This is a genomic window from Prevotella heparinolytica (assembly GCF_002998535.1).
GTDB classification, from domain to species: domain Bacteria; phylum Bacteroidota; class Bacteroidia; order Bacteroidales; family Bacteroidaceae; genus Bacteroides; species Bacteroides heparinolyticus.
The window spans coordinates 2781577-2796552 of sequence record NZ_CP027234.1 but is presented as its reverse complement, the minus strand read 5'-3'; the positions used below and the strand labels follow the sequence as shown (position 1 = coordinate 2796552).

The 14976-nt window shown below is 48.4% G+C and carries 11 protein-coding genes; 5 read left to right on the top strand and 6 right to left on the bottom strand.

Going from position 1 to position 14976, the window contains the following annotated elements:
* The first annotated feature begins 226 nt into the window (after positions 1-226).
* The 3 genes from C3V43_RS11205 (at position 227) to C3V43_RS11195 (ending at position 2673) form a co-directional block, all read left to right on the top strand.
* On the top strand, positions 227-1165 hold the full coding sequence (locus C3V43_RS11205; protein ID WP_106069884.1) for a S66 peptidase family protein: 939 nt from the start codon (positions 227-229) through the stop codon (positions 1163-1165).
* Complete coding sequence (locus tag C3V43_RS11200) at positions 1162-2172, top strand: M20 family metallopeptidase (protein ID WP_106069883.1); 1011 nt, start codon at positions 1162-1164, stop codon at positions 2170-2172. The genes C3V43_RS11205 and C3V43_RS11200 overlap by 4 nt, the downstream gene beginning before the upstream one ends.
* A 75-nt stretch (positions 2173-2247) precedes the next feature.
* Entirely contained in the window at positions 2248-2673 is a 426-nt protein-coding gene (locus C3V43_RS11195) for a SufE family protein (RefSeq protein WP_106069882.1), read from the top strand.
* Position 2674: 1 nt separating this feature from the next.
* On the opposite strand, the gene C3V43_RS11190 is transcribed toward C3V43_RS11195, so the two are convergent.
* From C3V43_RS11190 to C3V43_RS11180, 3 genes are read right to left on the bottom strand one after another with little or no spacing between them, the layout of a single operon-like run.
* Positions 2675-2890 carry a helix-turn-helix domain-containing protein gene (locus C3V43_RS11190; protein WP_106069881.1) on the bottom strand — a complete coding sequence of 72 codons (216 nt, stop codon included), beginning with the start codon at positions 2888-2890 and terminating at the stop codon, positions 2675-2677.
* Between the two features lie 20 nt (positions 2891-2910).
* Positions 2911-3588 carry a DUF2975 domain-containing protein gene (locus tag C3V43_RS11185; RefSeq protein WP_106069880.1) on the bottom strand — a complete coding sequence of 226 codons (678 nt, stop codon included), beginning with the start codon at positions 3586-3588 and terminating at the stop codon, positions 2911-2913.
* Positions 3585-4379 (bottom strand): CPBP family intramembrane glutamic endopeptidase, encoded by a 795-nt coding sequence (locus tag C3V43_RS11180; protein WP_106070574.1) that lies wholly within the window; start codon positions 4377-4379, stop codon positions 3585-3587. Before C3V43_RS11180 ends, C3V43_RS11185 begins: the two co-directional genes overlap by 4 nt.
* A 1042-nt stretch (positions 4380-5421) precedes the next feature.
* On the opposite strand from C3V43_RS11180, the gene C3V43_RS11175 reads away from it, so the two are divergent.
* On the top strand, positions 5422-8616 hold the full coding sequence (locus C3V43_RS11175; protein ID WP_106069879.1) for a SusC/RagA family TonB-linked outer membrane protein: 3195 nt from the start codon (positions 5422-5424) through the stop codon (positions 8614-8616).
* Positions 8617-8650: 34 nt separating this feature from the next.
* Positions 8651-10366, top strand: coding sequence for a RagB/SusD family nutrient uptake outer membrane protein (locus C3V43_RS11170; RefSeq protein WP_106069878.1), 1716 nt, complete (start codon positions 8651-8653; stop codon positions 10364-10366).
* Positions 10367-10516: 150 nt separating this feature from the next.
* On the opposite strand, the gene ribF is transcribed toward C3V43_RS11170, so the two are convergent.
* From ribF to C3V43_RS11155, 3 genes are all read right to left on the bottom strand, one after another.
* Positions 10517-11542: a bifunctional riboflavin kinase/FMN adenylyltransferase gene (gene ribF / locus C3V43_RS11165; protein ID WP_106069877.1), complete on the bottom strand. Its 1026-nt coding sequence runs from the start codon at positions 11540-11542 to the stop codon at positions 10517-10519.
* 67 nt (positions 11543-11609) lie between these two features.
* The gene (locus tag C3V43_RS11160; RefSeq protein WP_106069876.1) at positions 11610-12233 is read right to left on the bottom strand and encodes an HAD family hydrolase; all 624 of its coding nucleotides are present in this window, start codon (positions 12231-12233) and stop codon (positions 11610-11612) included.
* A 5-nt stretch (positions 12234-12238) separates the two neighbouring features.
* Positions 12239-14926, bottom strand: coding sequence for a calcium-translocating P-type ATPase, PMCA-type (locus C3V43_RS11155; protein WP_106069875.1), 2688 nt, complete (start codon positions 14924-14926; stop codon positions 12239-12241).
* Positions 14927-14976: the final 50 nt, after the last annotated feature.

Genomic DNA, 14976 nt, shown 5'->3' with positions numbered 1-14976 from the left:
TATTACCCTGAAATTTTGGATGTTTAATATCCTTTTGACACAAACCGCCGAAAGAAGAGGCAGAAGAGGCGAAATATCAAAGCATTTCTCCTCGAAAAAGCAGCTCTGCGAAAAGAGGAAAGACAATTATTCTGCGATTGCAGCAGTGAAATAAACAAAAAAACTCTGCGGCACGCAGTGTCCTCTGTGGTGAATTATGTACTTTTGCAGAAAATACATCGCAGATATGAGCAACAGCCTTATTTTTCCTCCACACCTGCAAGAGGGTGACCGGGTCATTATTCTTTCTCCTTCCGGCAAAATAGACAAGTCATTTCTGAAAGGGGCTTGCAAACGCTTGGAGTCGTGGGGACTTGAAGCAGTACTGGCAAAGCATGCCGACGGTTCGCACGGAACGTATGCAGGAAGCATCCGCCAACGTCTCGAAGACCTGCAAGAAGCAATGGACGACGAAAAGGCCAAAGTCATATTGTGCAGCCGCGGCGGATATGGAGCCGTGCATCTGGCCGGGAAACAGGACTTCACCCGATTCAAGCAACACCCCAAATGGCTCATCGGATTCAGCGACATCACGGTGCTTCACAATATTTTTCAGCAGAACGGTTTTGCTTCCTTGCACGCTCCCATGGCACGACACCTCACCGTAGAGCCGGAAGACGACTTTTGCACGCTGTCGCTAAGGAATATCCTCTTCGGCAATGCGTTCGGAGAAGAAGCAGACTGTGGCTATACCTGCGCAGGACACAAACTCAACCGGAAAGGCAGAAGCAGAGGTATCCTGCGTGGCGGCAATCTGGCCGTGCTCTATGGCTTGCGCGGTACCCCGTATGATATTCCGGCCGAAAACACCATCCTCTTCATCGAAGACGTGGGCGAACGCCCTCATGCCGTGGAGCGCATGATGTACAACCTGAAACTGGGTGGCATACTCGAAAAGCTCTCCGGCCTCATCATCGGTCGGTTCACCGAATACGAAGAGACCAGATCCTTAGGAAAAGATTTATACGGAGCACTGTCCGACTTGGTAAAAGAGTACGACTATCCGGTATGCTTTCATTTCCCTGTCGGTCACGTCAGCATGAACGTCCCTCTGATAAACGGGGCCGAAGTTGAGCTGACTGTAGATAAGAAAGAAGTCAAATTAAATTTTAATACAGAACAATGAAGAAGCGAAATTACACCTTCATCCCGATGCTTATGTTGCTGGTCATAGCAGCAGTGGCATGCAGCAACAAACGTGATAAACCGGCCGACAGCCCCGAAGCCTCCATCGCCTCGAACTCCGTGAACGTGCCGCCCTTCAATGCCGACAGTGCCTACCACTATATTCAGATTCAGGCCGACTTCGGGCCTCGTGTGCCCAACACCGCAGCTCACAAAGCCTGCGGTAACTTTCTGGCCGGTAAGCTTGAAGCCTTCGGAGCCAAAGTCTACAACCAGTATGCCGACCTCGTGACGTATGACAACACCATACTGAAAGCCCGCAACATCATCGGTGCCTACAACCCCGAAAGCAAAAGACGGGTTCTGCTCTGTGCACATTGGGACAGCCGTCCTTATGCCGATGAAGACAGCGACAAGAAGAACCACAAGAAACCGATTCTCGGCGTAAACGATGGTGCCAGCGGTGTGGGCGTGTTGCTCGAAGTAGCCCGCCAACTGCAACAACAAGCTCCCGCCATCGGCATAGATATCATCTTCTTCGATGCCGAAGACTACGGAATACCTACTTTTTACAAGGGAGAGTATAAAGCGCACACTTGGTGCCTGGGGTCGCAATACTGGGGACGCATCCCCCACGTAGAGGGATACAATGCCCGCTTCGGCATTTTGCTGGACATGGTAGGCGGAAAGAATGCCACCTTCTATCAGGAACGCTTCTCCTTACGCACTGCCAACAAGCAGGTAAAGAAGATATGGGATACCGCTCACCGTTTGGGATTCGGCAGCTTTTTCCCCAAAGAACAGGGAAGCGAGGTGACCGACGACCACTTATATGTGTATAACCTCCGGAAGATTCCCTGCGTAGATATCATCAGCTACGACCCCGAAAGCGATAAGGGGTTCGGAGACTTCTGGCACACGATGGACGACAACATGAGCCTCATTGACAAAGCTACGCTGAATGCCGTGGGGCAAACGGTACTGGAAGTGGTGTATGGAGAGAAGTGAGGCGTTAGAAAAAAAGATGTCAGAGAAAGTAGAAAAAAGAAATTAGAAAAGAGAATAAAAAGGAAAGAGATAGATATGAGTATCAATGAACTACAAGATGAAGTAATAGCCGAATTCAACGATTTCGATGACTGGATGGATCGGTATCAACTCCTCATCGACTTAGGGAACGAGCAGGAACCGCTCGACGAGCGATATAAAACGGAACAGAATCTGATTGAGGGATGCCAAAGCCGTGTGTGGCTTCAGGCGGACGAAGAAGAGGGGAAACTCGTGTTCCGGGCAGAAAGTGATGCTGTGATAGTAAAAGGTATCATCGCATTGCTCATCAAGGTGCTTTCAGGACACACTCCCGAAGAGATATTGAACGCCGACCTCTACTTCATAGATAAGATTGGTTTGAGAGATCACCTCTCTCCCACCCGCAGCAACGGATTGCTGTCCATGGTGAAACAGATACGGATGTACGCACTGGCATTCAAGGTAAAGGAAGGGGAATGAGTTATTCCTCTTCCTCCCCCTCCCGATATTCCAGAATATCTCCCGGCTGGCAATCCAGTATTTTACAAATAGCTTCCAGTGTGGAAAAACGGATGGCTTTCGCCTTTCCCGTCTTCAATATGGAAAGATTGGCCGGAGTAATATCCATCTTCTCTGCCAGCTCGCCCAGAGAGATCTTCCTTCGGGCCATCATTATGTCAAGGTTTACTATAATCATTCGCTTCTTCTCCTCATTTTTTATATAGTCAAATCCTGCTCCTCCTTCATCTTCAGCCCGATGGCAAACACCTCGCCCACAATCAGTGCGCAAAGGCCAAGCACCAAAGTGGTGACATTCGCCATTTCAGAAAGGCTTAAATCATAACCGCGAAGCGAAAAGACTTCACGCACAGAGGCCAAATCCATATAGGCTCCCGCCAACACAGAGCAGAAACCAAGAATCAGCACCACGCCCAAACGACGCAAACGACGCACATTCCGCCAGTTGAATATATCAGACTTATTAATGGAAATTATCAACCGAATAAATAACACCATCCCCCAAACCGAGAGCCCCAGATGCAAAAAGACCAGCAATACATTCACCGTTCTCTTCCAAGCAAGAGCATGGGTTTCCACACTGATTACCATAGAAGAATAGGATGCAGGCACATATCTCCCGCTCTTTTCATTGTAGACCGAGTCGGATAGAAGACGTACGCCTTTTGTAGAAAGCCCATGCGGCAACAATCCAATAACTCTCAGATTCACCATCTCCCGATATTCCGAGGAGTCCGGTTTGTTGTTCTTTGCTATCTCTATGCCGGCTTCCGCACCTAACTTTACACCAAGAAAAAGATAATAACCCGCTTCGAGCACCGAGTAGCTCAACACCAGCATCACAATCACACAAAGGATGTTCAATCGTCTTTTCATAATTCAAGATTTTTTATATCAGTATCAGGCAGTTTATATTTATTCAACATCAGCAGTGAAAATATCAGCAGCAGAATACTGAAACCCAGACAAACAGGATAAACCGATTCCCCCAGAAGTTCGCGTACGGTATCCGCATCGGGGTAGGTAACACTAAGGTAAACGCTCAGCGTATTATTCAGTATGTGGATCAGGATACCCGGTATCAGGCTTCCCGTCCGGTAGTAAAGCCAAGCCAATAGGAAGCCCGAAAGGCAGGCGCCCACCACTTGTGCAGGATTGATATGGAAAATGCCGAAGATCAACCCCGAAAGCAGGATTGCCGTCCATGGATCGTATTTCCGAAGCAGCACTTTCGTAATGGCACCGCGAAATAAAAATTCTTCCAAAATCGGCCCCAGCAGTGTGATACAAAGCAATCCCAAAATGTCAGATTGCAGAGCTTCGAACGTGGAATCCAACCAATCCGGCAGGAAGTGAAGCCCCGACACTACGAAATCCACCAAGAAGATGATGCCCCATCCGGCAATCAGGCTTATTACCAAATAAGAAGCCGAAACAGGCGAATACAGTCGTCCATCATTCTTCAAATAGCCCTTGCGCCACAAATAAAGCCCCATAAACAAGAAACCGAACAACATGGCCATACTCATGAGCATGGGCTGTATTTCGGCCACAGCCAGCTGACCGTAAACAACGTAGCCATACACCAAGCCGATAGGCGCAGCAAACAATGCCCCTAAAATCTGCATTAAAAAATATATAAATACCAGCTTAACCGAAGTTCCCATAATCACCTGCTTCTTCTTATGCCACAAAAAGATTTACCAACACCGTTGCTGTAAAAATCAGTATCATTACCAAAGTTCCCATCGTTTTTCCCTCCTATTTAAGATGAATTATTATTTTGTTTTTCGATAAGTATTTATCGTTTTTCGATATGCAAAGAAAAATGTTATTTTTGATATGACAAAGAAAAACAGCAAATATTTATCGAAAAACAATAAAAAAAGAACGAATCACGATATATAAAGAGAAAATATATCCTGTCCCCATATAATCCTTGTCGGCACACAGCTTCCCTTTCATCGTTTTGAATGAACCCGCCTTGTATCGACAATCCCCCCCCGGCATCCATAAATTTAATATTTTATACTTGCGTTCGGGATAAGAAGCAGGTCGATAACCTCACCCGAAGGGTTGTATTTTAAAGTGAAATTCCGTTGGTTATCAAATATTTACCCCTGCCTTGTCAGACACCTGTATCTGACGGCTCAGACACTTGTGTCTGTCACGTCAGAGACTTGTATCTGTCGGCTTGAACACTTGCATCTGCCAAGACAAAGAATTGTAGCTGTCAAAACAGGGAGAGGGTACCCGGCTTAAAAGGCTCTCTCCTGCCTGACCGCTGTAAACAGGGACATTCAAGGAAATAGCTGTCCGACAAGATGCAGCCCTCATTTTAGCAAAAGCAACCTGTACCGAGCTCAGGTATTTTATCGCTATGCTTCTAATAATCAGAAAAGTGTTTGTAGAATTATATCGAACGTTATTATAGAACACGGCGCACTCCAATAGGATTATCCAACGCCTTTTATTTTCTTTATAAAATATATTGTTTCCTAAAAGTTTGTTATATATTTGCCAACAAATTCATTATTACAATACCTCTTCAAAACATAAATAAAAACAGATATTTATTGCTTTCAAAATATAAATACAAACAAATCATTACTTAAAGTCGCTTTATTATGAAACGTGCTTTCAACCCATCGTGTATTGCACCAACTTGGCAGGATTTTAGGTCATAAACTTTTTAACATATAATTAGTTATGGAAAAACATCGTTTATTTTTGCTGAAAAGAACATGGGGCTTTTTATGCAGCTTCTTCTTTGTATCTACATTGGCGGCTCAAAGCCTGACGGTGAGAGGTATAGTCACCGATTCCGGTAAGCAACCGGTGATAGGTGCAACGATTATTGTGAAGAACGACCAAACATTGGGTAGTACCACTGACGTCAACGGCAAATACACGTTGTCGGGCGTAGCACGAGATGCCGTGCTGATGATATCGTATGTAGGCATGAAATCGCAGGAAGTGCCGGTGAACGGACGCACCGTTATCAACATCGAGATGAAAGAAGATGACAAACTGCTGGACGAGGTAATGGTAGTGGCCTATGGTACGGCCAAACGGTCGGCATTCACCGGTTCGGCCACATTCGTCAACTCGGAGAAACTCACGAAACGCTCCACGACCAACGTTTTCGAATCGCTGGCCGGGCAAGTGGCCGGCTTGCAAATGACTGCCAGTTCGGGGCAACCCGGCAGTACTCCTGCCATTATCCTGCGCGGCATAGGATCAATCAATGCGGGCACCTCTCCTTTGGTCATTGTCGACGGTATTCCTTATTCCGGCGGATGGAACAACATCAATCCCAGCGATGTTGAGTCTATATCAGTGCTTAAAGATGCCGCCTCCAACTCGTTGTATGGTGCGCGTGGAGCCAACGGCGTCATCATCATCACCACGAAACAAGCCAAGGCGGGTGAGGCAGTGGTTACGGCTACAGCCAAATGGGGAGTAAACTCACGCGGAACCATAGATTACGACTACATCAAGGACCCGGGCGAATATTACGAGATGCACTATCGCGCACTATACAACCAGCTGATGGCCGATGGCAAACTGAGTGCGGCCGAGGCTCATGTAAAGGCAAACCAGAATATGCTCTACGGAACCAAAGATAAGGGCGGACTGGCCTACAACGTCTACTCTTATCCCGAAGGAGAATACTTGATAGGAACAGATGGAAAGCTCAACCCCAATGCAACATTGGGACGTATAACAGGAGATTATCTGCTCTATCCCGATGATTGGGTGGACGAAGCATATAGTTCCTCACTCAGACAAGAATACAATATCAATGTATCAGGTGGAACCAATGCCCTTCAGCTTTACGGTTCGTTCGGTTATCTGAAAGACGATGGCATATTGCCAAACTCCAACTACGAACGTTATTCGGCCATGGTTAAAGGAGCTTACCAGGCAAAAAAATGGATGAAGATAGGGATAACAGCCAACTATTCCCGAAGGAAAGTGGCTTCGCAAGCCGAATCGTCTTCGGTTACATTGCCGGGATATACGGAGGCCATTGCGCCAATCTATCCGGTCTACCTGCGCGATGCCTCCGGAAATATTCTGACGAACGAGGTAGGAAAGGTTTATGATTACGGAACCAAAGAGTCTTTACTCGGAATCAATCGCCCATTTCAACCAAACACTTCGTTGCAAACGGCAATTATCGACTTGGGGAGTACCACAGGCAATACACTGACCGGGAATGCCTTTGTAGACATAATCTTTCTTAAGGACTTCAAATTCAACTTTACGGCAGGCACCACAGTCAACGAAGGAAGGGGGTTTGCCACATCCAACCCGTTCTATGGTTACTCTGCCAAAGATAAGGGATACATCAGCGTAAGTCACGACCGCACCACAACGCTCAATCTGCAACAATTGCTGAACTATTCACACGCTTTCGGAAAGCACAACGTTTCTGCATTGTTAGGTCATGAATACTATAAATATAACTATGTAACATTAAGCGCAGCCAAGAAAAACATGTTCTCCTATTGGGGAAATCACGAGTTGGACGGTGCCGTTGTCGATGCAGGTCAGGCATCCTCATCGGCCAGCGATTACAACACCGAAGGGTTCTTCTTCCGTGGCCTGTACGATTTCGACAATAAATACTTCTTCTCGGCCTCGTTCCGCCGCGACGCTTCTTCACGATTCCATCCCGACCACCGATGGGGAAACTTCTACTCACTCGGAGCAGCTTGGCAGATGGCCAAAGAAGAGTGGTTTAACCTCTCTTGGGTAGACGAATTGAAGCTGAAGGGGTCGATTGGCCAGCAAGGCAATGACAACATCGGCAACTATCACTACACCGACCGCTACGCCATAGATAACAGCAATGACGAACTGGCTTTGCGCTTCAGCGGACGAGGTACGCAGAATATCACATGGGAAACCAATACAAATGTGAATATGGGTGTGGAATTTTCATTTTTCAAACACAAACTGTCGGGCGGTATCGAGTATTTCTACCGTAAGACAACAGACATGCTCAACTGGTTTACGGTTCCCCTCTCCATGGGTTATGCCGGCTATTATGACAACGTAGGAGATATGAAAAACAGCGGCGTGGAGTTAGAACTGAACTATACCCCCATCGACACCCGCGATGTGCGTTGGAACATCAACATGAACCTGACTGCTTATAAAAACCGAATAAGCTTTTTGCCCGATGAGAAGAAAACTCAAGAGGTAAACGGCTATCAGGGCTACTTTAACGGTGCACGCTACTACGGAGAAGGATTACCCATAAACACTTGGTATATGAAGCGCTATGCCGGCGTTTCCGACAAGGGGCTTTCGCAATGGTATTATACCGACAAGAAAACCGGCGAAGAAAAGACTACCACAACCTATTCTACCGGTGACTATTACTTGTGCGGCAATCCGAATCCCGATGCTTTCGGCGGTTTCGGCACTTCACTCAGCTTCTATGGCTTCGACTTTTCCATGCAATTCACTTACTCGCTGGGCGGAAAGACGTACGACTACGGTTATGCTTCGTTGATGGGCAACCCCACTCCCGACGGATTGGGATATCGCATGCACAAGGATGTAGCAAAAACCTGGACGCCCGAAAATACCGGTTCGAACATTCCGCGCTGGCACTTCAACGACCAAAACACTGCGGCTCAGTCCGACCGCTTCCTCATCGACGGCAGCTACCTGAACTTCCAGAATGCACAATTTGGATATACACTGCCTCGAAGCGTACTCTCGCATTTGCAGGTAAGCAGCTTGCGGGTATACGTATCGGCCGACAACATCTATTACTGGTCAAAACGGAAAGGGATGGATCCCCGAATGTCGGTCACCGGCGTAGGAGCCACACAAACCGTATCGCCCGTGCGTACTTTCTCGGCAGGACTTACGCTCCAGTTTTAATTAAGTCACAACTTCCTAAAAAAAATCGGAAATCATGAAAACAAGAACAATCTTTCGTAACGCTGCACTTTGGTTGCTGTCTGTACCGTGCATAAGCAGTTGCATCGAAGAGACTTTTCCACAAAGCGGCATAGCCACGGCACAACAAGTGGCAGAATCATCAGCAGCTCAAATGGGACAGATCAATGCGATTGTGAACTTTGTGAACGCATACAACACCTACGGACTGGACTATAGTTTCGACTTCGGCTATTCGGCTTTCGGCATCACACGCGATGTAATGTGCGAAGACTTCTATGTATATGATGCCTATTACGACTATTTCAGTTGGTTCGGCACATGCCAAGAACTCTCGGCAAACGCTATGGCAAATGCCATATACTATTACTATTATAAATTCCTGAACAATACGAATAACTTGATTCGGGTGGTGGACGAGGCCACGGCCGATGGAACAAGCAAACAATACATAGGTATTGCCAAGGCGTTTCGAGCCATGATTTATATGGATATGGCACGCTTCTACGAATATAAGAAAACCGGCATAGCAAAGCTCGATGACGAGGCGCGCGAAAACAATGTGTACGGATTGACCGTACCCATCGTGACCGAACAAACTACGGAGGTCGATGCCCGCAACAACCCGCGCGCTCCCTACTATACAATGTACAAGTTCATTTTGGACGATTTGGAAAGTGCCGAAATCCTGCTCAAGGACTATGTACGTCCACGGAAGAATCTGCCGGATAAGGCTGTGATAAATGGATTGAAGGCACGCCTGTGGTTGGATATAGCAACCCGCACGGAGAAGAATCCGGAAGCATTGGCTGCCATCAAGGAGCATGTCAATCAAGAAGTGGCGTCGGCAACAGATTGCTACGCCAAAGCTGCACGCTATGCACGCGAAGCCATCGAACAGAGCGGGGCTATTCCGCTGACCGAAGAAGAATGGTTCGGAGGCAAAGATTACGCTACAGCATTCAACTCCATCGGTTCCGCTTCATGGATGTGGGGCTCCATGCTGACCAAGGACAACATGTATTCGAGTTATATCAACTTCATCGGCATGATAAGCCCCGAACAGAATTTCGGTGTAGGTAATTACTACTACTGGGCCATCCGCATCATCAGCAGCCGATTGTTTGAGCAGATAGCGGACGATGACTGGCGAAAAGCCACTTGGATAGCGCCGAAAGATGCAGGCCAACTTCCGGGAAAGAAATACCGCACCATTCTTCCTCCAAGCTACTTTACCTATCTGCCGGCCTATACTAACCTGAAATTCAAGCCTAAAGAGGGCAATGTAGACGATTATAAGATTGGGGCGGTAGTGGATTACCCCTTGATGCGTGTGGAAGAGATGTATTTCATCGAAGCCGAAGCCATCGCCGGAAGCCGGGGAGTGGCCGAAGGCGTTGCTGCCCTCCAGTCGTTCATGCAGACATACCGCTATGCCTCATACACCTGCACAGCCGGCACGATGGATGAATTCCGCCAAGCGCTCATGCTACAGAAACGCATAGAGTTCTGGGGCGAAGGTCTCATTTATTGGGACTACAAACGGTTGAATCTTTCCGTCACACGCGGCTATCCGGGAACGAACTGTCCCGTCGGTTTCCGTCTTAACTCCATCGAAGGATACTGTGCACCATGGTTCACTCTTTACTTCAGCAAGTATGAGTCCAACCAGAACAAAGCCATTGTGCTGAACCCCGACCCGTCGGCAGCGATACCGGACTGGGAAGAATAACCTACCTGAAAAGATTCCGGTCCGAAGCCCTCAGCAGCCGCTTATAGGCATAAATGATGCGGGTTTCACGAATTCGGCTCATAAATAATCAAGCCAATCCGCGAAACCCGCTTCCGCTTATCTCAAAACACAAGCCCCACCCGACCATGCTCAAGACAATATTGCCTTAATCTCCGTTTCGTCTTGACGGATGCGGGCTACCAACTCGTCCACCGTATCGAACTTCTGTTCCGGACGCATATAACGCACAAAAGAAAGGCGCATCGGCTGATCATAGATATCGGCATTGAAGTGAAAGATGTGGACTTCGATACTGCGGTCAGACCCGTTACTTAGCGTAGGGCGATAGCCGATACTCAGCATGCCGCCATATTCCACTCCGGCTACAAATACACGAACAGCATAGACTCCGTCGGCAGGAATAATCTTATCCGGATCGTCTACCCGCAGATTGGCCGTGGGGAAACCTATTGTCCGCCCCACCCGATAACCGCCTACCACCGTACCGTTCAAGAAGAAATCATATCCCAGGTATTCCGCCGCCGCCGCAACGTTACCCCCCAGCAGCAATTGACGGATGACGGAAGAACTGACTGTCCGCTCTGCCGCCACGGCAGTGTTCTCCGCATCAGTTCCCTCTACTACGTTTGTCTTTTCAGCAACAGCGTTTTCCAAGGCTGTTGCTTTATGCTTATCTACAGTTCTCTTCTTATAAGAGTAGGCACGTGCAAGCAGCACCTCTATACCCAGCTCCTGTCCGTAGCGCACATAGTCGTCGAAGCCCTCGCTCCGGTTATGGCCGAAACGATGATCGTAGCCAATCACCAAAACCTGCACCCGGTAACTTTCTTTCAGAATCGACATGAACTGCCTTGCCGAAAGCCGGGCCACCTTTGGACTGAAGTCAATCATGATACAATAGTCAATCTCCGTTTGGGCAAGCAGGGAGACTTTTTCGTCGCAGGTAGTCAGCAACTCAGGACGAGAATCGGGCTGCATCACTTTGTGCGGATGCACCGGAAAAGTGATGACCGATGCGACAAGTCCACGCGCAGCAGCAACCTCACGCACTTGTTCTATCAAATAACGGTGCCCCCGGTGCACTCCATCGAAAAAACCGATGGTGGCTGCGCTTGGGCGGCCGGCAAAATCTGATGTATCACAAAGCAATTGCACTTCTCTATATTTCTTAATTTATCTTCTCGTCATTCACCACACAGCACGCATCATCTGCATGCACTCACTACCGGTGGCCGAAGAGGTGGCTCCAGTCTTCGTGAGCCTGCGGCGTGTAGGTAGAGATACCTAATGTCTTCGCAACGCGGCAGTTGGCCTCGGAATCATCTATAAAAAGCGTTTCCTCAGGAAGAATACCTGTCTCGTCCAACACCTTCTGAAAAATCACCGCGTCAGGCTTCGCCATTTTCATTTCGTAAGAAAGAAAGATTTGCTCAAAGTAGTCCTCTGCCCGAAAACCCTTGTAAGGAAACGCATGCTTGCACGCCCATTGCCAATGGATGTCGTTGGTATTACTCAACAGATAGACCACATAACTCTTACGCAGCTTCAAAAGCAGGTTCAGCTTAGCCACCGGGATGCCTACCAAAAAGCTGTTCCATGCATCGTCTATTTGCGCATCGGTCACCGGTTTTCCTATCTTTCCACGAATCACATCGCGGAACTCCTCACCGGTTATCAGCCCCTTCTCATAATTCTGAAAAAAATCCTGCTGATGATAGACATCCAGCATTGCCTCTACGTCCTGAAATCCTAAAGATTTGAAATTCTCGATACAACGTTGACGGTCTAAATCTATCAGCACGCCACCGAAATCAATAATAAGGTTTTTAACTCCTCTCTTTCTCATTTTTCCTATTTCCGTATTAAACGCTGCACAAGACGGACAAGTTCGCCCATCCACAATACAAGAGACGTGGAAGACACAATCGCCATCCAAGTGGACAAATCAAGCGGAACGGTGCGGAACACAGCACCGCCAAACTGCACGATCAGTATCTGTCCGCCCAAAATGGCAAGTATGATCAATTCCATTCCATACGACTTGGTGATACCCTTGAATGCCGAATCCGAAGTACCGAACACACGTGCATTGAAGAGATTCCAAAACTGAAGCATGACGAAGAACGTGAAGAAAATCGTCAAGCGGCGAGGCGTCATCCCACCTTCTTCATGGGCAAACCAAAGAAGCATCCCCATCAGTACAGCCAGAAAGGCCAAGCCCATGCCCAGTATATGAGCTTTCATAGAGCCGGTAATGATAAAATCCGTACTTTTACGCGGCTTCTCTTTCATCACACCCTCACCGGGTGGAATGGATGCCAGTGCCAATGCGGCAAACGTATCCATGATCAGGTTCACCCACAGCATCTGCGTCACGGTGAGTGGCAGTTCGGTACCCACCAAAGAGCCTAACAGCACGATGAAAAGTGCCACGAAATTAATGGTGAGCTGAAACACGATGAAACGCTGTATGTTTTTATACAAAGAACGCCCCCACATCACAGCCGTACCTATACTGTTGAAAGAATCGTCCAGCAAGGTTATGTCGCTGGCTTCCTTGGCCACGGAAGTTCCCGTACCCATCGAAAGACCTACTTGGGCATGGTTCAAAGCCGGGGCATCATTGGTTCCGTCGCCCGTCACAGCCACCACCGCCCCTTTCTGCTGCAACAGTTGCACCAACCTCTGCTTATCCGTGGGGCGCGCACGCGACATAATCTTCAAATCCATCACACGGTCCAACGCCTCTTCATCGGTCAGTTCGGCAAACGCTGCTCCCGTAATACGATTGCGCTCCGTATCTTCCGGCAGCCATAAGCCTATTTGGCGTGCTATCTCAGTTGCCGTACCGGAAGTATCACCCGTCACAATCTTTACGCCGATACCTGCCGAACGACATTTTTCGACGGCGGCAGGCACATCCGGACGAATGGGGTCGCTGATGGCAACCACTCCCAAGAACGACATGTCTTTTACTTTTTCCTGTATCTCTTTTCCTATTTCCTGTTCCTCCTCATCCATCACCCTGAATGCAAAACCAAGGGTACGCATTGCCATATTCTGGTAGTTGAGCAACTGTGCCTCTATTGCCGGGCGATATTCCGACGCGTCAACACGCTTGCCGTCTAAAATCACCTCCTTGCACTTGCCCAGCACAATCTCCGGAGCACCCTTCACATACAGAATCTTTTTTCCCAGCAGGGGAGAGTGCACCAAAGTGGCCATAAATTTCCGTTCCGTAGAGAAAGTCAGCTGATCAATGACAGTGGCTTGTTCGCGCAGGGCAAGATAATCTTTACCTTGCTCATTCAACCAGAGCAGCAAAGCCACCTCCGTCGGATTACCCACGCCTTTCGGCTTTTCGCTGGACGCACCCCCTTCCAGAAAAGCGGTGGAATTGACGCTGATTCCCTCCATCACCAACCGGCTGAGGTCGTCATTTCCCAACTCGCTACCATTCTTCAATCCGCCGAAATTCGCCTCATACACCTGCATCAGGTTTTGCGTCAACGTCCCTGTCTTATCGGTACAAATTACCGTAATGGCACCCATCGTTTCGCAAGCATGCATTTTGCGCACCAGGTTGTTGGTCGAAAGCATGCGACGCATGTTCAAAGCCAGGCTGAGGGTGACGCTCATGGGCAAACCTTCGGGCACGGCCACCACAATCAAGGTCACGGCCATCATGAAATATTGCAAAGTGGCTTGCAGGGCCGGCAGCCAGTCGCGGAAGGTATGGAAAGACGCAAAGTCATAAACCAGTGCCACATCCTTTACAAAGAAAATCAGGAAAGCCAGTCCCGCCACAGAGAAACCGATTTTCCCAATCAGGTTGGCCAGCTTGGTCAGTTGGATGTTCAGAGGAGTAAGTTCCGTGCTCTGCTCAGTGCTCTGGCGGGCCACCTTACCGATTTCCGTAGCATCGCCCACCGCCTCCACACACATAGACCCATGCCCGTCCACTATCGTGGTACCGCGCAATATGTGGTTGGAAGCATATGTAGCTTCCTCGTCAAAGTCAGCTTCCACAGTGGTTTTAGACACTACCGGCTCGCCGGTCAGGTTCGATTCGTTCACTTGCAGGGAAACAGCTTCCAGCAATGCACCGTCGGCGGGCACCTCTTCACCGGTCTCCAGCAAAACGATGTCGCCTACCACTACTTCTTTACGGGGAATCTCCTGCACACGACCGTTGCGAATCACTTTCACCAAAGTTTCCTCGTTCACGGCATTCAGCAGGTCGAACTTTTTTCCGGCGTCGTATTCAAAGAAAAAGCCGATGCCGGTGGCCAGCAGAATGGCCATAATAATGCCGATGGTTTCGGCATATTCATTTTCCACGATGGAAATAAGCAGAGAAAACAGAGCCGCCACCAACAACACTCTTACCACAGGATCTTCGAACTTCTCCAGATAGAGTTTCCACAAAGATGGGCGTTTGGGAGGTGTCAACAAGTTCACCCCATGCTCGATGCGGCTCTTCAGCACCTGTTCATCGGTCAGACCGATATGACTATAATCATCCTTTGTCGCAATCATGGAAATTTTCCGATTTAATTAGGAGGCAAAGGTAGTAATAAAAAGTGATG